The following is an 18,703-nucleotide window of genomic DNA, read 5'->3' as shown; positions in this document are numbered from 1 at the left end:
TCGCCCCGTGCGGAGGGCGGACCGAGAGCACAGACCCAGTCCCAGCCACACGCCGCGGCCGGCACACCCGGTGCGGCTCCGATCCGCAAGGAGGACCGCGTGCACTTCGGGAAGAAGAAGTTGACCCGCAGCGAGAAGACGGCGAAGCAGCTGCGCGACCAGACGGCCGCGCTCGCGGGCCGCCTCGGCCCCGCCGCCGTGTCCGCGCGCGACGGCGCCACCCAGTACGCGGGCACGGCGAAGACGAGCGCCACCCAGTACGCCGGTGCCGCCCGCGACTGGGCCACCCCGCGCTACGAGCGCGCTCGCGACCGCAGCCTCGAGGTGACGGCGCCCCGCGTCGCCGCCGCGGCCGGCACCCTCGCGCCCGCCGTCGACGCCGCGCACGACAAGCTCGTCGACGACCTCCTTCCCCGTCTCGTGGAGTCGCTCAACGCGGCCGCGGGCGCGGCGTCCGAGAAGGTGGACGACGCCTACAAGCCCCTGTCGGGGTCCCTGAAGGCGTCGCAGAAGTCGCTGACGAAGGCCGGCAAGAAGGCTGGCAAGAAGGCCGACAAGGCCGGCAAGACGGTCGAGAAGCGCCAGTCGAGCCGGAACAAGGGCGGTGCGGGCAAGGTCCTGCTCGTCCTCGGCGTCCTGGGCGCGGCGGGGGGCGCCGCGTTCGCGGCGTGGAAGTCCTCGCAGCCCTCGCAGGACCCGTGGGCGGCCAGCACGGGCACCTCCGCGTACTCCGGCGCCCCCGCGGCCGCCGGCGAGACCACCGAGGTCGACGACGGCACCACGATCGGCACCGAGTTCGCGACCGGCGCCGCAGGCCCCTCCGGGACCGCCACCACGTCGCCGAGCGGCACCGACTCCTCCACGGGCGTCTCGGCCACGGGCATCGGCGACACGACCCCGTCGTCCGCCGCGGACGCCGACAAGCCCTCCGGCGAGGGCGAGCAGGGCAAGCACACCGCCTGATCCCCCGCAGCACCGCACCACCGACGGCCCGTCCCCGCTGGGGGCGGGCCGTCGTGCGTCCCGGCCGCGCCCGGGGCGCCCCCCGTCCACCCGCCCGTCCGCCGAGCGGCCCTCCCGGGTGGCGGGCAGGGCGCGGCAGGAGTGGTGTGGGCCCCGTGCCCGCGCCGGCCGCCTCGGCGGCCGCACGACCGCGGGCCCGACCGCGCAGGACCAGCCCAGGAGAGCACCGTGACTGACAGCACCCCCAGCACCCAGACCCCCGACGCGCGCCGCAGCGGGGTCTTCGAGATCCCGGGCGTCGGCCCCGTCCACCGCCTCGGCTACGGCGCCATGCGCATCACCGGCCCCGGCATCTGGGGCGAGCCCGCCGACCGCGGGACGGCCCGCGACGTCGTCCGGCGCGCCGTGGAGCTCGGGGTGGACTTCATCGACACCGCCGACTCCTACGGGCCCGAGGTCAGCGAGCAGATCCTCCGCGAGGCGCTGCACCCCTACCCCGAGGGCCTCGTCATCGCCACGAAGGCCGGTCTGACGCGGACCGGGCCGGACCAGTGGCACCCCGTCGGCCGTCCCGAGTACCTGCGCCAGCAGTGCGAGCTGAGCCTGCGCCGGCTCGGCGTGGAGGCGATCGACCTGTTCCAGCTGCACCGCATCGACCCGCAGGTCGACCGCGACGACCAGCTCGGCCTGCTGCGCGACCTGCTGGACGAGGGCAAGGTGCGCGCCGTGGGCCTCTCGCAGGTCTCGGTGGAGGACATCCGGGCGGCCTCCTCGATCGTCGACGTGGCGACGGTCCAGAACCGCTTCAACCTCACCGACCGCACCGACGCCGACGTCCTCGAGCACTGCGCCGAGGAGGGCATCGGCTTCATCCCGTGGGCGCCGGTCTCCGCCGGGGAGCTGGCCCGACCGGGCGGGCCAGTCGACGAGGTGGCGCAGCGCACCGGCGCGAGCGCCTCGCAGGTGGCGCTGGCGTGGCTGCTGCGGCTCTCGCCGGTCATCCTGCCCATCCCCGGCACCGGCTCGGTGGGCCACCTCGAGGACAACCTCGGCGCCGCGGGCCTCGAGCTCTCCGAGCAGGACATGAGCTCGCTCACCGGGGCCGCCTGACCGCGAGCCCGGGGAGCAGCGACCCTGGCACGACGAGGCCCCCGGACCGCGGTCGGTCCGGGGGCCTCGTCGTGGCACCGGGTGGAGGCGAGGGGACTCGAACCCCTAACCCCCTGCTTGCAAAGCAGGTGCGCTACCAGTTGCGCCACGCCCCCGGGGGCGACCGGCGCAGGGCGCCAGCGGTGGGCCTAAGAGGACTTGAACCTCTGGCCTCTTCCTTATCAGGGAAGCGCTCTAACCGACTGAGCTATAGGCCCGGGACGCTCGACGCGGCCTCCCCGGAGGACGACCGCGCCGTGCTGCAGCGCAGAGGCTACCCCAGCGGCCCTGGACGGCCCAAACCGCGCCGCCGGAGCCGGGGCGGGGTGAGCCGGGGGAGCGGCTGTCAGTCGTCGGTGAGGGTGACCCGCAGGCCGCCCACGAGCGCCGCGGCGACGTTGTAGACGATGGCCCCGAGCGTGGCCAGCGCCGTCAGCAGCACGACGTCGACGACGGCCAGCACCGTGGCGGCCGAGACCACCTGCGAGAACGCGACGAAGTCCGTGACGTCCGCCGTGTCCGGGCCGCCGAAGTCCGCGATCAGCTGGTTGACGCTGTCGTAGACGCCGACGGCGTCGAGGACGGTCCAGAGCGCACCGGCGGCCACCACCAGGGCGATGCCCACGACGACGGAGAGCAGGAACGACAGCTTCAGCGCCGACCACGGGTCGACCCGGGAGACGCTGAGGCGCACCCGGCGCTGCGTGCTCCCGGCGGGCGCCGCCCGGCCGGCGGCACCGACCGGGCCCTGCCCGTCGCGCTGGCCGGCGGCCGACGACGAGGTCCGCTGCTGCGGGTCCTGGCCGTCGCGGGGCTGCTGCCCCGCCCTCGGAGCGCGCTCCGAGGCCGACCTGGTCCCGCCGGCGGTGGACTGCTGCGTCCGCGCCTCGCTCGCGCTCACGCGCCACTCCCTCGCTCGTCCACCCCGTCGGTCCCGGGCTCGTCGTCGGTCCCGGGCGCGTCGTCCTCGGCGCCACCCTCGTCGGGGGACGCTACGCCATCGCCGCCCGAGGGTGCGGTGTCGTCGCGCCGCGCCGCGCCCTCGTCTCCGACCTGTGACCCGACCTCCGAGTGAGCCACCCCCTCGGCGTCGGCCGCGGCCACCTCGTCCTCGATGACCCGCTCGGCGTTGCGGGCGACGGCGATGATGGCGTCGCCGTCGTCGGGCGTGGCGAAGCGCACGCCCGTCGTGTCGCGCCCGGTCGGGCGCACCTCGTCGACGCGGCTGCGGACGATGCGCCCGCGGCCCATGACCACGAGCACCTCGTCGCCGTCCTCCACGAGCAGCGCCCCCACGAGGTCGCCGCCCCGGTCGGACAGCCGCGCCACCTTGATGCCGTAGCCCCCGCGGCCCTGGACGCGGTAGGCGTCCACGGGGGTCCGCTTCGCGATGCCGTTCTCGACGACGACGAAGACGTCCCACGGGGCGCCCTGCGGCACGACGCCCAGGGCGAGCAGGTCGTCGTCCTCGCGGAAGCGCATGCCGGTGACGCCGGAGGTGGCGCGCCCCATCGGGCGCAGGGCGTCGTCCGTCGCGGTGAAGCGCAGCGACTGCCCCTTGCGCGAGACCAGCAGCAGGTCGTCGCTCGCCTCGACGAGGACGGCGGACACGAGCTCGTCCCCGCCGACGGCGACCGCCACGGGCGGCGCCTCGTCGCCCTCGACCTCGGCGCCGTCGGCGGCGACGTCCAGCTCCGCCGTCTGGGCCCCGCGCAGGTTGATCGCGATGAGGCCGCCGGCCCGGGGCGAGTCGTAGTCGCTCAGACGGCTCTTCTTGACGAGCCCCCGGCGCGTGGCGAGCACCAGGTACGGCGCCTGCTCGTAGTCGCGGATGTCGAGCACCTGGGCGATCTGCTCGCCGGGGGCGAAGGCGAGGAGGTTGGCCACGTGCTGGCCGCGCCCGTCCCGAGAGCCCTCGGGCAGCTCGTACGCCTTGGCCCGGTAGACGCGGCCGAGGTTGGTGAAGAAGAGCAGCCAGTGGTGGGTCGTCGTGGTGAAGAAGTGCTCGACGACGTCGTCCCCGCGCAGCGCGGTCCCGCGCACGCCCTTGCCGCCGCGCCGCTGGGAGCGGTAGGCGTCGGTGCGCGTGCGCTTGGCGTAGCCGCCGCGCGTGATGGTGACGACGACCTCCTCCTCGGGGATGAGGTCCTCGGCCGACATGTCCCCGTCGAAGGGGACGATCTCGGTGCGCCGCTCGTCGCCGTACTTGTCGATGATCTCGGCGAGCTCGGCGGACACGATGTCCCGCTGGCGCTGGGGCGAGGCGAGGATCGCCTGGAACTCGGCGATCTCCACCTCGAGCGCCGCGAGGTCGTCGACGATCTTCTGCCGCTCCAGGGCGGCCAGGCGCCGCAGCTGCATGTCGAGGATGGCCCGCGACTGCAGCTCGTCGATGCCGAGCAGCTCGATGAGCCCGTCGCGCGCCACCTCCACCGTGGCGGCCGCGCGGATGAGCGCGATGACCTCGTCGAGCGCGTCGAGGGCGCGCACCAGCCCGCGCAGGATGTGGGCCCGCTCCTCGGCCTGGCGCAGCCGGTAGCGGGTGCGCCGCACGACGACCTCGATCTGGTGGTCCACCCAGTGCCGCACGAACCCGTCGAGGGACAGGGTGCGCGGCACCCCGTCGACCAGCGCCAGCATGTTGGCGCCGAAGCTCTGCTGCAGCGCCGTGTGCTTGTAGAGGTTGTTGAGGACCACCTTGGCCACGGCGTCGCGCTTGAGCACGACCACCAGGCGCTGCCCCGTGCGCCCCGACGTCTCGTCGCGGATGTCGGCGATGCCGGCCATCCGCCCGTCGCGCACGAGCTCGGCGATCTTCTGCGCCAGGTCGTCGGGGTTCACCTGGTAGGGGAGCGCCTTGACGACGAGGCACGTGCGCCCGGCGATCTCCTCGACCTCGACGATCGCGCGCATCGTGATCGACCCGCGCCCGGTGCGGTAGGCGTCCTCGATGCCGCGCCGGCCCGTGATGAGCGCGCCCGTGGGGAAGTCCGGGCCCTTGACGCGCTCCAGCAGCGCCTCGAGCAGCTCTTCCCGGCTGGCCGTGGGGTTCTCGAGGAACCACTGCACCCCGGCCCCGACCTCGCGCAGGTTGTGCGGCGGGATGTTCGTCGCCATGCCGACGGCGATGCCGGCGCTGCCGTTGACCAGCAGGTTGGGGAACCGGCTGGGCAGGATGACGGGCTCCTCGGTGCGCCCGTCGTAGTTCGGCTGCATGTCGACCGTGTCCTGGTCGATGTCGCGGACCATCTCCATGGCCAGCGGCGCCAGTCGGCACTCGGTGTACCGCATCGCCGCCGCCGGGTCGTTGCCCGGCGAGCCGAAGTTCCCCTGCCCCTGCACGAGCGGGTACCGGAGCGTCCAGTCCTGCGCGAGCCGCACGAGGGTGTCGTAGATCGAGCTGTCGCCGTGGGGGTGGTACTGCCCCATGACGTCCCCGACCACGCGGCTGCACTTGTTGAACCCGCGGTCCGGCCGGTACCCGCCGTCGTACATGGCGTACAGCACCCGCCGGTGCACCGGCTTGAGCCCGTCCCGCACCTCGGGCAGCGCGCGCCCGACGATGACGCTCATGGCGTAGTCGAGGTAGCTGCGCTGCATCTCGAGCTGCAGGTCGACCGGCTCGATCCGGTCGGTGATGGGCCCCTCGGGCGGTGTCGTCTCGCTCACGTCAGTCCTTCGTCAGGGGGGAGGCGCTCGTCGTGGGCGCCGTCGTCGTGGGCGCCGCCGTGCTCGGGTGCGTGGTGGTCGCCGTCGTCGTCGTCGTCGTGGTCGCCGTCGTCGTGGTCGGGTGCGCGGGGCGGGCACCCAGGGGGCGGCACTGGCTACGCACCCGCGCTGGGCTACCGCCCAGCACGGATGCTCGCCTCACGTGCCGCCCCCTGGCCGCCCACCCCGCGCTCGTGGGCGTCACCACCCGCCTCGCGCTCGTGGGCGTCACCATCCGCGTGGTCGCGTCGAGACCCACCTCGGCGAGCCGGCCGCTCCGGCCCCCGCCCGCCGAGGACGTCCGCCCCCGGGCGCCTGACCGGGGCGAAGGAGCCACGGGGAAGGTCGCGTGCGGGTGGGTGACGTGCTCGAACGCTGGGGGTCGGGCCCGTCGGGGGGCACGTGAGGCGAGCATCCGTGCTGGGCGTGAGCCCAGCGCGGGTGCGTAGCCAGTGCCCCCGACGTGCCCGACCCCCAGCGCCCCCAGCCACGGCGCACCCGACCACGACGCGACGTTCCACGTGGATCACCGACGCCACGATCAGATGTCCAGGAAGCGGACGTCCTTGGCGTTGCGCTGGATGAAGGAGCGGCGCGACTCGACGTCCTCCCCCATGAGGATGGAGAAGATCTCGTCCGCGCCCGCGGCCTCGCCGATGGTGACCTGGCGGAGGGTGCGGGTGTCCGGGTCCATCGTGGTGTCCCAGAGCTCGGAGTAGTCCATCTCGCCGAGGCCCTTGTAGCGCTGGATGCCGTTCTCCTTGGGCAGGCGACGGCCGGCGGCGATGCCCTCCTTGGTCATGGCCTCGCGCTCGCGGTCGGTGTAGACGTACTGGTGGTCGCCCTGGGTCCACTTGAGGCGGTACAGCGGGGGCTGGGCCAGGTAGACGTGACCGCCCTCGATGAGGGGGCGCATGTAGCGGAAGAGCAGGGTCAGCAGCAGCGTGGCGATGTGCTGGCCGTCGACGTCGGCGTCGGCCATGAGGACGACCTTGTGGTACCGGAGCTTGGTGGAGTCGAAGTCCTCGCCGATGCCGGTGCCGAAGGCCGTGATGAGGGCCTGGACCTCCTTGTTGCCCAGCGCGCGGTCGAGGCGGGCCTTCTCGACGTTGAGGATCTTGCCGCGGATGGGGAGGATCGCCTGGGTCTCGGGGTTGCGGCCGCGGACGGCGGAGCCGCCGGCGGAGTCGCCCTCGACGACGAAGATCTCCGAGCGGGCCGGGTCCTTGCTCTGGCAGTCGCGGAGCTTGCCGGGCATGCCGCCGGACTCGAGCAGGCCCTTGCGGCGGGTGGCCTCGCGGGCCTTGCGGGCCGCCATCCGGGCGGCGGAGGCCTGGATCGACTTGCGGATGACGTCGCGGGCGGCGGAGGGGTTGCGCTCCAGCCAGTCGCCGAGCTCGGTGTTGACCACCTGCTGCACGAAGGTGCGCGCGATGGTGTTGCCGAGCTTGGTCTTGGTCTGGCCCTCGAACTGGGGCTCGCCGAGCTTGACGGAGATGACGGCGGTGAGGCCCTCGCGGATGTCGTCGCCCGTGAGGTTGTCGTCCTTCTCGCGCAGGAGGTTCTTGGTGCGCGCGTAGCGGTTGACCAGCGAGGTCAGCGCCGAGCGGAAGCCCTCCTCGTGGGTGCCGCCCTCGTGCGTGTTGATGGTGTTGGCGTAGGTGTGGACGCTCTCGGAGTAGGCGCCCGTCCACTGCATGGCGATCTCGACGTCGATCTGGCGCTCGGGGTCCTCGGTCTCGAAGGAGATGACGCCCTCGTGGACGACGTCGACCTTCTTGGAGGCGTTGAGGTGGGTGACGTAGTCGACGAGCCCGCCGTCGTAGCGGTAGGTGACGCCGCGCTGGGCGCCGTCGTCGGCGACGTCGCCGTCCGGGGTGTCGAGGTCGGGGTCGTCGTCACCCGCGCGCTCGCCGTCCGCCGCGGGGAGGGCGCCGCGCTCGTCGGCGAGGCTGATGGTGAGGCCCTTGTTGAGGAACGCCATCTGCTGGAAGCGGCCGCGCAGGGTCTCGTAGTCGAAGGTCGTGGTCTCGAAGACGTCCTCGCTCGGCCAGAAGACGACCGTGGTGCCGGTGTCGCCCGTCTCCTCGCCGCGCTCGAGGGGCGCCTGGGGGACGCCGAGGCGGTAGCTCTGGCGCCAGGCGTGGCCCTGGCGGCGGACCTCGACGTCGAGGCGCCCGGAGAGCGCGTTGACGACCGAGACGCCGACGCCGTGCAGCCCGCCGGAGACGGCGTACCCGCCGCCGCCGAACTTGCCGCCCGCGTGCAGGACGGTCAGGACGACCTCGACGGCCGAGCGCCCCTCGGTGGCGTGGACGTCGACGGGGATGCCGCGGCCGTCGTCGGTGACCGAGACGCCGCCGTCGGCGCGCAGGACCACCTCGATGTGGGTGCAGTAGCCGGCGAGCGCCTCGTCGACGGCGTTGTCCACGACCTCGTAGACCAGGTGGTGCAGGCCGCGCTCGCCGGTCGAGCCGATGTACATGCCGGGGCGCTTGCGGACGGCCTCGAGGCCCTCGAGGACGGTGATGGCGTCGGCGCCGTAGCTGCCCTCCTTCACCTGCGAGGCCAGGGAGGCGGCGTCCTCGGGGCGGGCGCTCGGGTCCAGGCCGGCGCCGTCCTGCGACACGGGCGCGACCTGCTCGGCGTCGGCGACGTCGTCGTGCTCCAGCTGCGAGCGGTCCTGGACGCCGGAGTCGGGACCGGTGGCGGCGCCCTCGGGGACCGGGTGCGCGTCGGGGCGCGGCGCCTCCCCGGTGCCCGCGTCGTCGGGGTGCTCGGGCGCGCCGTCTGCTCCGGTGCTCGTCACGAGGCGGGGGTCCCTCCGGGAGTGCTGCGCAGGCGTCGGCGCGCACGTGCGCGCGGGACCCTGCTGATCACCGGGAACTCTACCCCGCGCGGACGCTCTTCCCGGGACTCCGGGCCGCTCGGGGGCCTCCAGCGCCGTTCTGAGCCGATGAGGTGCCGGGCTGGACGGGGGGTACGTGACCGCGCCGCGCGGACGCTGGACGGCCCACGGGCGTCGAGGCGGCCCTCCGGCCGGGGCTGCGCACCCGGTGGTCAGCCGTAGGTGTCCCGCGGTCCGCGGCCACCGGGGGCGCGGCGGCCGCCGCGCCGCCACGACGGGGCGCCCGGTCCTCGGACCTGGAGCCTCGTCACGACGCCGGCGCCGAGCTCCTCGTCGAGGCGACGGGCGATGACGGGCTCGAGCAGCCGCAGCTGGGTGGCCCACGCCGTGGAGTCGGCGCGCACGACGAGGACGCCGTCGTCGAAGCGCTCGGGGGTGGCGTGCGCGGCCACCTCGGACCCGACGACCTGCTCCCAGCGACCGATGACGCCGCCCACCGCCACGGGCGCCGACCAGCCGAGCTCCCCGACGAGCCGGTCCACGCTGCGCCCCATCGTCTGCGGGTCGCGGTCGTCGGGACGGGCGCCGGACATGGACGTGCCCCGGCGGTCGCGCTCGTACCGCTGGCGCTTCTCGGCGGCCGCCCGACCGCCGCTGCCCGCCGCCCCCGGCAGCGCCCCGCGGGCGCGGGCGGCCGCGCGGGCCCGGCCGAGCGCGGCGCGCACCGCGTCCGCCGACGGGTCGGCGCCCGCGTCGTCGCCGGGCGCGTCGCCCTGCCCCCCGGGGGCGGGGCCGGGCGGCCGCGGCCCCTCAGCCACGACCGGTCTCCTCGTCCGCACGGTCCGCGCCGTCCGCGCCTGCGCCCTCGTCCGCCGTCGGGCTGTCGGAGCCATCAGGGCCGTCGGAGCCATCAGGGCCGTCGGGGCCGTCCGTCCCCGCGCCGGCGGCCTCCCGCTCGGCGTCCGCCACGGGCAGGCCCAGCGACCCCGCGCGCACGGCGACGCGCCGCCCGGTCAGCTGGGGGGGCACGTCCTCGGGCACGGCCGCCGTCAGCAGCACCTGCTCGGCATCGGCCACGAGCTCGGCCAGGCGCGCCCGCCGCCGGGCGTCGAGCTCGGCGAAGACGTCGTCCAGGACGAGCACGGGCTCGCGCTCCGAGGGCGTGCCCGGCCCCTCGCTGCGCAGCAGCTCGTAGGCGCCGAGCCGCAGGGCCAGCGCGTAGGACCACGACTCGCCGTGGCTCGCGTAGCCGCGGGCCGGGAGCCCGCGCAGGGAGAGCAGGACGTCGTCGCGGTGGGGGCCGACGAGCGTCAGCCCGCGCTCGACCTCCCGCCGGCGCAGCTGCTCCATCGCCTCGACGAGCTGGGCCGCGAGCACGTCGCGCGGCGGGGCGCCGCCCTCGCGCGCCGCCTCGGCCGACAGGTCCTCCTCGCCCTCCCCGCGGTGCTCGGCCAGCGAGCTGCGGTAGGCCAGGCGGACGACGTCGGCCGGCGCGCCGGCCGCGGCCGCTCCCGCACCCGTGCCGCCGGGGGCCGTCTCGGCGACGGCGTCGTAGGCGCGCGCGACGTACGGCGCGAGCCGGGCCAGCAGGTAGCGGCGGGCCGACAGCAGGTCGGCGCCGAGGGTCGCGACCTGGGCGTCCCAGACCTCGATCCCCGGGAGCGGGCCGGCGCCGCGACGGGCGGCGCTCGTCGACCCGGCCGAGCGCAGCAGGGCGTTGCGCTGCTTGAGCGCCCGCTCGTACTCCGCGCGCACCCCCGCGAGCCGCGGCGCCAGCAGGACGAGGAGGTCGTCGGCGAAGCGCCGCCGACCCTCCGGGTCGCCCTTGACCAGCGCGAGGTCCTCGGGCGCGAACAGCACCGTGCGCAGCGTCCCCACGAGCTCGCGCGCGCGGGGGAGGGCCGCACGGCCGAGACGGGCCCGGTTGGCCCGCCCGGGGTTGATCTCCACCTCCGCCAGCAGGGACCTGCCGTCGCGGACCACGCTCGCGCGCACCACGGCCCGCTCCGCGCCGGCGCGCACCAGGGGGGCGTCGTGGGACACCCGGTGGCTGGACAGGGACGCCACGTACCCCAGGGCCTCGACGAGGTTGGTCTTGCCCTGCCCGTTGGGGCCGACGAGCGCCGTCACCCCCGGCTCGAGCGGCAGCTCAGCGCGCTCGTAGTTGCGGAAGTCGGCGAGCGACAGGTGCGCCACGTGCACCGCGCCGACCTCCCGCTCCGCTCCTGCTGCCCCGCTCCCCGGGACCTCGCGGGCGCACGGCCCGCGAGGTCCCGACCTGCCTCACGCCTGGTGGTCGACGTCCGAGGTGCCCGACGTCGGTCCCGCGTGGGCGGCGTCGGTCTCGTCACCGGTCGTCGCGCCCTGCTCGCTCTCGGGGGTGTCACCGCCGCCGGAGCTGGGACCCGCCGTCTGCACGGCGTGCCCGCCGAACTGGTTGCGCAGCGCCGCGACCGCCTTCATCGCCGGCGAGTCGTCCTGGCGCGAGCTGAACCGCGCGAACAGGGCGGCGGACATCACCGGCGCCGGGACGCCGTTCTCCACGGCCTCCTGGACGGTCCAGCGACCCTCGCCCGAGTCGTCCACGTAGCCCTTGATGTTCCCCAGGCCCGGGTCGGACTCCAGCGCCCGGACCAGCAGGTCCAGCAGCCAGGAGCGCACGACGGTGCCGCGCGTCCACGCCTTGAAGCAGCCGGTCTCGTCGGTGACGATGTCCTTGGCGAACAGCATCTCGAAGCCCTCGGCGTAGGCCTGCATGAGGCCGTACTCGATGCCGTTGTGGACCATCTTCGCGTAGTGCCCCGCACCGACGTGGCCGGCGTGGACGAAGCCCTCCTCGCGAGGGCCCTCCGGACGCAGCGCGTCGAAGACGGGCAGCATCCGCTCCACGTCCTCCGCGGCGCCGCCGCACATCAGCCCGTAGCCGACCTCGAGCCCCCACACCCCGCCGGAGACGCCGCAGTCGACGAAGCGGACCCCCTTCGCGTCGAGCTGCTGGGCGTGCTCCTCGTCCTCGGTCCACTTCGAGTTGCCGCCGTCCACGACGAGGTCGCCCTCCTCGAGGAGGCCGGCGAGCTCGGTGATGACGCCGTGGGTGACCGCCCCCGCCGGGACCATGACCCACACGGCGCGCGGCGCCGGCAGCGCCGCCACCAGCGCCTCGAGGCTCTCGACGTCGGTGACGTCGGGGTCGCGGTCGTAGCCGGTGACCTCCAGGCCCGCCTCGCGCAGGCGGTCGCGCATCCCGCCGCCCATGCGCCCCAGGCCGACCATGCCCAGGTGGTGCACCGGGGTCGTGCTGCCGCTCGTGCTCGTGCTCTCGCTCATGCCGCTCCTCCCACCGCTGCCGCGGTGCTCGAGCCCCTCGGTGCTGCCGGGGCTGCCTGGCGTGCCGTCTGCTCGGTGCGCGCCCGCGGGCTGCCCCGGGGGGCGGCGCTCGGACGTCTGGTCCGGGGGCGCCTCGCGCACGACACCCACCCTGGCGCGCCCGCGTGCGAGCCGCCGCTCGGGGACGGGGTCAGCCGGCCATCCGGACCGGCATCAGGAGGTAGCGGTACCCGGGGTCGTCGTCGCCCTCCGCCTCGGGCTGGCCCGTCAGGACGGCCGGCTTGGTGGGCTGGGTGAAGGACAGCCGCACGTGCGGCGTCGGCAGGGCGCCCAGCCCGTCGAGCAGGAACGCCGGGTTGAAGGCGATCTCCAGCGGCTCCCCGTCCAGGGTCGCCGGCAGGGCCTCGCTGGCCTGCGCGTCGTCACCGGCGCCGGCCTCGAGCACGACCTGGCCCTCGCTGAACGACAGGCGCACCGGGGTGTTGCGCTCGGCCACGAGCGAGACGCGGCGCACGGCGTCGACGAGCTCCTCGCGGGAGACGACCGCGCGGACGGCCGACTCGGCGGGGAACAGGGACCGGACCTTGGGGTACTCGCCGTCCACGAGCAGCGACGTGGTGCGCCGGCCCCCGGCCTCGAAGCCGATCATCGCCGTGCCCGAGCTGCCGGAGCCGTCCGACAGCGCCACGACGACCTCGCCGCCGCCCGATCCCAGCGAGCGCGCGACCTCCGAGAGCGTGCGAGCCCGGACGAGCGCGGTCGTGGAGGCGCCCGGGGAGGCCGGGGTCCACGGCAGCTCGCGCATCGCCAGGCGGTAGCGGTCGGTGGCCAGCAGGGTCAGCCGGTCCCCCTCGATCTCCATCCGGACGCCCGTGAGGATCGGCAGGGTCTCGTCGCGGCTGGCGGCGACGACGACCTGGCCGACCGCCTGGGTGAGCACGTCACCGGCCACGACCCCGCTGGAGTCGGGCATCACGGGCAGCGCGGGGTACTCCTCGACGGGCATGGTCAGCAGCTGGAAGCGGCTCGCCCCGCACGTCAGCGTGACCTTCGACCCCTCGCTGACCACCTCGACGGGCCGGCTGGGCAGGCTCCGCGCGATGTCGGCCAGCAGGCGGCCCGAGACGAGCACGCGGCCCGCCTCCTCGACGTCGGCGGCGACCTCGACCCGGCCGGACACCTCGTAGTCGAAGCCCGCCAGGGCGAGCGTCCCGCCGGCGTCCGCGTCGAGCACCAGTCCGGCGAGGACCGGCACCGGCGGACGGGTGGGGAGGGAGCGGGCGGTCCAGGTGACCGCCTCGGCGAGCACGTCCCGCTCGACCCTGAACCTCACGTCGACCGCCCTCTCCTCGGCGCCCCCGCTGGTGCGGCGGGCGTGCGTCCGCTGGTGCTGCCCGGCGGACGCTGGGCGCGGTCGCCGACCCTACGGCAGACGGGCCTCCCGCGGCCCGCGAGTCCTCTGGGGCGTCCCAAGCCGGGCATCCGTCCCGGGCTCTCGGCCTCGCGGTCCGACCGGGTCCGCGAGGCGCTGTCCCCAGATCGGCCCCCCACCAGCTGTGCGCGGACCAGTCTCATCCGGGGAGGCTCGTCCTCGTCATAGGCGCTGTGGACGCTGTGGAGGACGAGGCGAACTCCCAGGTCGCGCCGCGTGGCGCCCGGGGGACGGCGTGGGGGCGGCGGCCCGAGCCCGACCCGCGCGGCTGTGCACGCCGCAGCGGCGCGTCTGCTCCGTCCACGGGGGTGTGGACGCGCACGGGGGGATCTCCACAGATGTCCACAGGGTTGTGCACACCTGTGAGAACTGGGTGCGGGGCCCCTGGGGGCCCGTCCTGGGGGCCCGTCCTGGGGGGTCCCGAAGGAGTCCTCGAGGGCCGCTCGAGGGGTCCGCGGCGGGGTCGGGTGCCGTCGCCGGGTGGGCGCGCGGGCGCGGAGGACCTCGTGCTCCGCGCGGGTGGCGTGGTTGCTGCCGTGCGACGGGTGTGGCTGCGTGGCCGTGCGACGGGTGCGGCGGCCTGGCCGTGCGACCGGTGTGGCTGGGCGCGCGCGGGCGGGCGCCCTCCGGGGCACTGGCTACGCGCTCGTGCGGGCGCTGCGCCCCGCTCGAGACGCTCGCCTCACGTGCCCCGGAGGCCACCCGCCCGCGCGCTCGTGGGGATGTCGCCTCCGCGCTCGGGCCGAGCTGCGACCTCGGCTGGGGTCGTCGGCCGGGGGACGGGGCGTCGCCTGCTCGCCCTGCAGGCGGGCGTCGTGGGGGTGGGTCGTCGTGCGTCTGCCCTCGGGGTGCCCCGGGGAGGATCGCCGTCTGCGACGGGCTGGTGGGCGCCGGGCGATCAGGCGCGGTGCTGCTGCTTGATCCGGTTGGTCAGCTCGGTGACCTGGTTGAAGGTCGAGCGGCGCTCGGCCATCTGCTCGCGGATCTTGCGGTTGGCGTGCATGACCGTGGTGTGGTCGCGGCCGCCGAAGGCCTGCCCGATCTTGGGCAGGGACAGGTCGGTGAGCTCGCGGCACAGGTACATGGCCGTCTGGCGGGCGGTGACCAGCGTCCGGGAGCGCGAGGCGCCGCCGAGGTCCTCCATCGTCACGCCGAAGTAGTCCGACGCCTGGGCCATGATCGTGGCCACGGTGATGACGCCCGTGCCGGTGTCGGTGAGCAGGTCCTTGAGCACCACCTCGGCCAGCGGCAGGTCCACGCCCTGGCGGTTGAGGTTGGCGAACGCCGTCACCCGGATCAGGGCGCCCTCGAGCTCGCGGATGTTCGTGGAGATCTTGCTCGCGATGAACTCGAGGACGTCGTCCGGCGCCGAGAGGTCGTCGCCGGCGGCCTTCTTGCGCAGGATGGCGATGCGGGTCTCGAGGTCGGGGGGCTGGACGTCGGTGATCAGCCCCCACTCGAAGCGGGAGCGCATGCGCTCCTCGAAGCCGGACAGCTGCTTCGGCGGCAGGTCGCTGGTGACCACGACCTGCTTGTCGGCGTTGTGCAGCGTGTTGAAGGTGTGGAAGAACTCCTCCTGCGTCTGCACCTTGTTCGACAGGAACTGGATGTCGTCGATGAGCAGCACGTCGACGTCGCGGTAGCGGCGCTGGAACGCCGACGCCTTGTCGTCGCGGATGGAGTTGATGAAGTCGTTGGTGAACTCCTCCGAGTTCACGTACCGCACGCGCACGCCCTGGTAGAGCTTCGCGGCGTAGTCGCCGATGGCGTGCAGCAGGTGCGTCTTGCCCAGCCCGGACTGGCCGTAGACGAACAGCGGGTTGTACGCCTTCGCGGGCGCCTCGGCCACGGCGACCGCGGCGGCGTGCGCGAAGCGGTTGGAGGCGCCGATGACGAAGGTGTCGAAGGTGTACTTCGGGTTCAGGCGCGTGGGCTCGCTCGGGCGGCTGGGGTCGCGGGGGCGGACGGCCACCGGTGACGGCGCCTCCTCCACCGGTCCCCCGACCGTCGCGGCCCCGGGCTCGTCGTCGTCGCCGTCGGGCGCGTCGTCGGACGCGTCCACGTCCAGGGCGTCGACGTCGAGGGAGGAGTCCACCGTGATCGCCAGGCGCACCGGCCGGCCGAGCTCGTCCCCGAGCACGCCGACGACGACGTCCCGGACGCGCTGCTCGAGCACGTTCTTGGTGAGCTCGTCGCGGACGGCGAGGAGCAGCGTGCCGTCGAGCAGCCCGAGCGGCCTCGTGTGGCGCAGGAACCCCAGGTTGGACGCGGTGATGCGCTCGTCCTCCCGGAAGCGGCCCATGGCCCTGGCCCAGGCGAGCGGGAGGTCGGGCTGGCCGGTGCTGTCCGTGCTCACGCGCCTCCTCCTCGTGCGACGACCGCGGTGCTCGTGCGGCCCGCCCCGGACGGGGCGGGTGCTGACGCAGCCCCGCTCAGGGGTGGCGACCAGGTGATCCTGCAGTGCGACGACCGGCGCCGCGAGGACGGTCCACAGACTTGTCCACACCTGTGGGTAGCACACCGGGGCGCGGTCGACCTGCGGCCCCCGCGCCGTCCCGGCCACGTCCGCCGACCCGCCCGGGTGGCGGCTCGGGGGCGTCTGGCGCACCTGGGCACGGACCACCGGCGTGTCGGTGCGCGGACACTACCCCCCGGGACCGCATGATCGTGCGTTGCTCCTGCGACCGGTCCGGGGGCTCTCCCGCAGCGCCGCTGGCCGCCCGGCGCCGCGCCGCTGCCCGCCGCTGCCGTTTGACCGGAGCAGCAGCGTCCACCTACCGTGATGCGGTCTGGGCCCGACCTCCGCACCGCCCGAGCCCCTCGTGAGAGGGAGCCTCCTGCGGAGGGGTCGGCGCGCTGACCAGAGACCTCCGTGCGCTGGCCGGCAGCGCGCCAGACACCGTGGAGCAGACGTGAGCAAGCGCACCTTCCAGCCGAACAACCGCCGACGCGCGAAGACGCACGGGTTCCGCCTGCGCATGCGCACCCGCGCCGGCCGCGCCATCCTCGCCGCCCGGCGCCGCAAGGGCCGCGGCGAGCTGTCCGCCTGAGCGGGCCGTGCTCCCGCCCGGACGTCGTGTGCGCACCGCGGACGCCTTCGGGCGCGCGGTGCGCGGCGGCGCCCGGGCGGGCCGCACGACCCTGGTCGTCCACCTCGTGACGCCGACCGGCGTCCAGGAGGACGGCCCGACCCCGCCACCGCAGCCCGCGGCGGCGGGGTTCGTCGTGTCGAGGGCCGTGGGCGGCGCGGTCGTCCGCAACCGCGTCCGCCGGCGGCTCCGGCACCTCGTGGCGGACCGGCTCGACGTCCTCCCCGACGGCAGCGAGCTCGTGGTGCGCGCCCTGCCGCCGTCCGCGCGCGCGACCACCGACGAGCTCGCAGCGGACCTCGACGGGGGTCTGCGCACGGCGCAGCGCCGTCGGCGGGCGGGGGGCGCGCGGTGAGCGCGACCCGCGCCCCGGGAGCGCCCGCGCCGCGGACGGCGAGGAGCCCCCGCGAGTGGCCCCGTCTCGCGCTGGTGCTCCTGGTGCGGGCGTGGCAGCTGGTGGTCTCCCCCTGGTACCCGCCCGTCTGCCGCTTCTACCCCTCGTGCTCCGCCTACGCCGTCCAGGCGCTCGGCGAGCACGGAGCTCTCCGCGGGAGCTGGCTCACCACCCGGCGCCTGCTGCGGTGCCACCCGTGGAACCCGGGCGGCGTCGACCACGTCCCTCGGAGGGAGCGGGGCGAGCCAGCCCCCGAGGAGCCGCTCGGCGAGCCGTCACGGCTCTCCCGGACCGGCACCACCAGTCCTCCTCCCTGAGAGGAGTAGGTGTCGCCTCACCCGTGAGGCGCCTCGCACGGCCCGACCCGCACGACGACAGACCCGGCAGACCGCCCCGCACCGGGCCGGCCCGGCCCCACGCCCACACGGCAGGAGCCCATGCTCGACTTCCTCCGCCCCATCGAGTACGTCGTCGCCTGGATCATGGTGACGGCGCACGACCTGCTCACCTCGGCCGGCATGGACGCCACGTCCGGCTGGACGTGGGCGCTGTCGATCGTGGCCCTCGTCGTCGTCATCCGCGTCGTCTTGATCCCGCTGTTCGTCAAGCAGATCAAGGCGTCGCGGGGCATGCAGCTGGTCGCGCCCGAGGTGCGCAAGATCCAGCAGAAGTACAAGGGGAAGACCGACCCCGCCTCCCGGCAGAAGATGACCGAGGAGACGATGGCGGCCTACAAGAAGGCCGGCACCAACCCCTTCGCCTCCTGCCTGCCGATCCTGCTGCAGATGCCGATCTTCTTCGCGCTGTTCCAGGTGCTCAACGGCCTGAGCGCCATCGCGTCGGGCGCCCGCGAGCCCATCGGTCGCATGACCCAGGAGGTCGCGGCGCAGGCGGAGGCCTCGACGCTGCTCGGGGCGCCGCTGTCGGCCACCTTCCTGGGCAGCGACGACGGCGTGACCAAGCTGGTCACCGTCCTGCTCATCGTGCTGATGTCGGTGACGACGTTCACCACGCAGCGCCAGCTGATGACCAAGAACATGCCGGCCTCGATGGCCGACAACCCCATGGCGCAGCAGCAGAAGATGATCATGTACATCCTGCCGCTCGTCTTCGCCGTGACCGGCGTCAACTTCCCCATCGGCGTCCTCGTCTACTGGCTCACGACGAACGTGTGGTCGATGGCCCAGCAGTTCTACGTCATCCGGAACATGCCGGCGCCCGGCTCGGCGGCGGAGACCAAGCAGCTCGAGCGCAAGGCGCGCAAGCAGGGCATCACCGTCGCCGAGCTGACCGGGACGGCGCCGACCGGCCCCGCCGCCGCGGCGGAGGCGCCTCGCGGCCAGCGGGTGCAGCCGCGCCGCAAGGACAAGAACCGGCGTCCGGGAGCGGCCGGGGCGCAGCCGTCGACGTCACCGGTCCAGCCGCCGAGCGGGAGCACGCCCGCCGCTGGCGGCGCCCAGGGCCAGACGCCGGGCGGGGGTCACGCTGGTGACGAGCCGGCGGCGCCCCCGGCGGGCGGTCCGGCTGGGGCGGGAACCGACGCGGTGAAGGGCTCCAGCGGGGGTCCCGCTCGCTCCCCGGGCAACCGCCGGCCGTCGGGCGGTGCGCGGGGGGGCAAGCGCGGCCGACAGGGCTCGCGCCCCGCCGCGCGCCCCTCACGCGACAGCTGACGACGGCGCGGGCGGCGCGGCCTGCGGGTCGCGCCGCCCCGGTACCGGCAGCGCACGACGAGCCGGTGCGGACCGGCCCGGGCGGCAGGGTCGCGCGGGTCCGCACCGGAGGACCAGCGGCGA

Annotated in this window: 15 protein-coding genes and 2 tRNA genes; 6 read left to right on the top strand and 11 right to left on the bottom strand. The window is 75.0% G+C overall.

Annotated elements, in window-relative coordinates; genetic code table 11:
- Nucleotides 1-99 precede the first annotated feature (99 nt).
- Both Q0848_RS09250 and Q0848_RS09245 read left to right on the top strand, forming a co-directional pair.
- On the top strand, nt 100-963 hold the full coding sequence (locus tag Q0848_RS09250; RefSeq protein ID WP_299036821.1) for a DUF5324 family protein: 864 nt from the start codon (nt 100-102) through the stop codon (nt 961-963).
- A 228-nt stretch (nt 964-1,191) separates the two neighbouring features.
- Nucleotides 1,192-2,073 carry an aldo/keto reductase gene (locus Q0848_RS09245; RefSeq protein ID WP_299036820.1) on the top strand — a complete coding sequence of 294 codons (882 nt, stop codon included), beginning with the start codon at nt 1,192-1,194 and terminating at the stop codon, nt 2,071-2,073.
- Nucleotides 2,074-2,155: 82 nt separating this feature from the next.
- Here Q0848_RS09245 and Q0848_RS09240 read toward each other — a convergent pair.
- The 11 genes from Q0848_RS09240 to dnaA form a co-directional block, all read right to left on the bottom strand.
- Nucleotides 2,156-2,228 (bottom strand) — tRNA-Ala (locus Q0848_RS09240).
- A gap of 28 nt (nt 2,229-2,256) precedes the next feature.
- Nucleotides 2,257-2,330: transfer RNA gene (locus Q0848_RS09235), tRNA-Ile, on the bottom strand.
- 128 nt (nt 2,331-2,458) lie between these two features.
- Complete coding sequence (locus tag Q0848_RS09230) at nt 2,459-3,013, bottom strand: DUF3566 domain-containing protein (RefSeq protein WP_299036818.1); 555 nt, start codon at nt 3,011-3,013, stop codon at nt 2,459-2,461.
- Nucleotides 3,010-5,781, bottom strand: a complete 2,772-nt coding sequence (gyrA, locus tag Q0848_RS09225) for a DNA gyrase subunit A (RefSeq protein ID WP_299036816.1) — start codon at nt 5,779-5,781, stop codon at nt 3,010-3,012. The genes Q0848_RS09230 and gyrA overlap by 4 nt, the downstream gene beginning before the upstream one ends.
- A gap of 1 nt (nt 5,782) precedes the next feature.
- The gene (locus tag Q0848_RS09220) at nt 5,783-5,944 is read right to left on the bottom strand and encodes a hypothetical protein (RefSeq protein ID WP_299036815.1); all 162 of its coding nucleotides are present in this window, start codon (nt 5,942-5,944) and stop codon (nt 5,783-5,785) included.
- 417 nt (nt 5,945-6,361) lie between these two features.
- Nucleotides 6,362-8,392, bottom strand: a complete 2,031-nt coding sequence (gene gyrB / locus Q0848_RS09215) for a DNA topoisomerase (ATP-hydrolyzing) subunit B (RefSeq protein ID WP_366146516.1) — start codon at nt 8,390-8,392, stop codon at nt 6,362-6,364.
- A gap of 488 nt (nt 8,393-8,880) precedes the next feature.
- Nucleotides 8,881-9,486 (bottom strand): DUF721 domain-containing protein, encoded by a 606-nt coding sequence (locus tag Q0848_RS09210; RefSeq protein ID WP_299036814.1) that lies wholly within the window; start codon nt 9,484-9,486, stop codon nt 8,881-8,883.
- Nucleotides 9,479-10,870 carry a DNA replication/repair protein RecF gene (gene recF / locus Q0848_RS09205; RefSeq protein WP_299036813.1) on the bottom strand — a complete coding sequence of 464 codons (1,392 nt, stop codon included), beginning with the start codon at nt 10,868-10,870 and terminating at the stop codon, nt 9,479-9,481. The genes Q0848_RS09210 and recF overlap by 8 nt, the downstream gene beginning before the upstream one ends.
- Before the next feature lie 81 nt (nt 10,871-10,951).
- The gene (gene gnd / locus Q0848_RS09200) at nt 10,952-11,995 is read right to left on the bottom strand and encodes a phosphogluconate dehydrogenase (NAD(+)-dependent, decarboxylating) (RefSeq protein ID WP_299036812.1); all 1,044 of its coding nucleotides are present in this window, start codon (nt 11,993-11,995) and stop codon (nt 10,952-10,954) included.
- Between the two features lie 190 nt (nt 11,996-12,185).
- On the bottom strand, nt 12,186-13,328 hold the full coding sequence (gene dnaN / locus Q0848_RS09195) for a DNA polymerase III subunit beta (protein ID WP_299036811.1): 1,143 nt from the start codon (nt 13,326-13,328) through the stop codon (nt 12,186-12,188).
- A gap of 997 nt (nt 13,329-14,325) precedes the next feature.
- Nucleotides 14,326-15,729: a chromosomal replication initiator protein DnaA gene (gene dnaA / locus Q0848_RS09190; protein ID WP_366146515.1), complete on the bottom strand. Its 1,404-nt coding sequence runs from the start codon at nt 15,727-15,729 to the stop codon at nt 14,326-14,328.
- A 610-nt stretch (nt 15,730-16,339) separates the two neighbouring features.
- Between dnaA and rpmH the strand changes: the two genes are divergently transcribed.
- From rpmH to yidC, 4 genes are all read left to right on the top strand, one after another.
- The gene (gene rpmH, locus Q0848_RS09185) at nt 16,340-16,477 is read left to right on the top strand and encodes a 50S ribosomal protein L34 (RefSeq protein ID WP_299036809.1); all 138 of its coding nucleotides are present in this window, start codon (nt 16,340-16,342) and stop codon (nt 16,475-16,477) included.
- Nucleotides 16,478-16,484: 7 nt separating this feature from the next.
- Nucleotides 16,485-16,871, top strand: coding sequence for a ribonuclease P protein component (locus tag Q0848_RS09180; protein ID WP_299036808.1), 387 nt, complete (start codon nt 16,485-16,487; stop codon nt 16,869-16,871).
- Nucleotides 16,872-16,942: 71 nt separating this feature from the next.
- Complete coding sequence (gene yidD, locus Q0848_RS09175) at nt 16,943-17,227, top strand: membrane protein insertion efficiency factor YidD (RefSeq protein WP_366146514.1); 285 nt, start codon at nt 16,943-16,945, stop codon at nt 17,225-17,227.
- A gap of 120 nt (nt 17,228-17,347) precedes the next feature.
- Entirely contained in the window at nt 17,348-18,580 is a 1,233-nt protein-coding gene (yidC, locus tag Q0848_RS09170; RefSeq protein ID WP_299036806.1) for a membrane protein insertase YidC, read from the top strand.
- Nucleotides 18,581-18,703: the final 123 nt, after the last annotated feature.

The organism is uncultured Pseudokineococcus sp. (assembly GCF_947495735.1).
Lineage (GTDB): Bacteria > Actinomycetota > Actinomycetes > Actinomycetales > Quadrisphaeraceae > Pseudokineococcus.
Note: the sequence above shows the minus strand (reverse complement) of the source record. Positions and strands in the feature narration are given on the sequence as shown.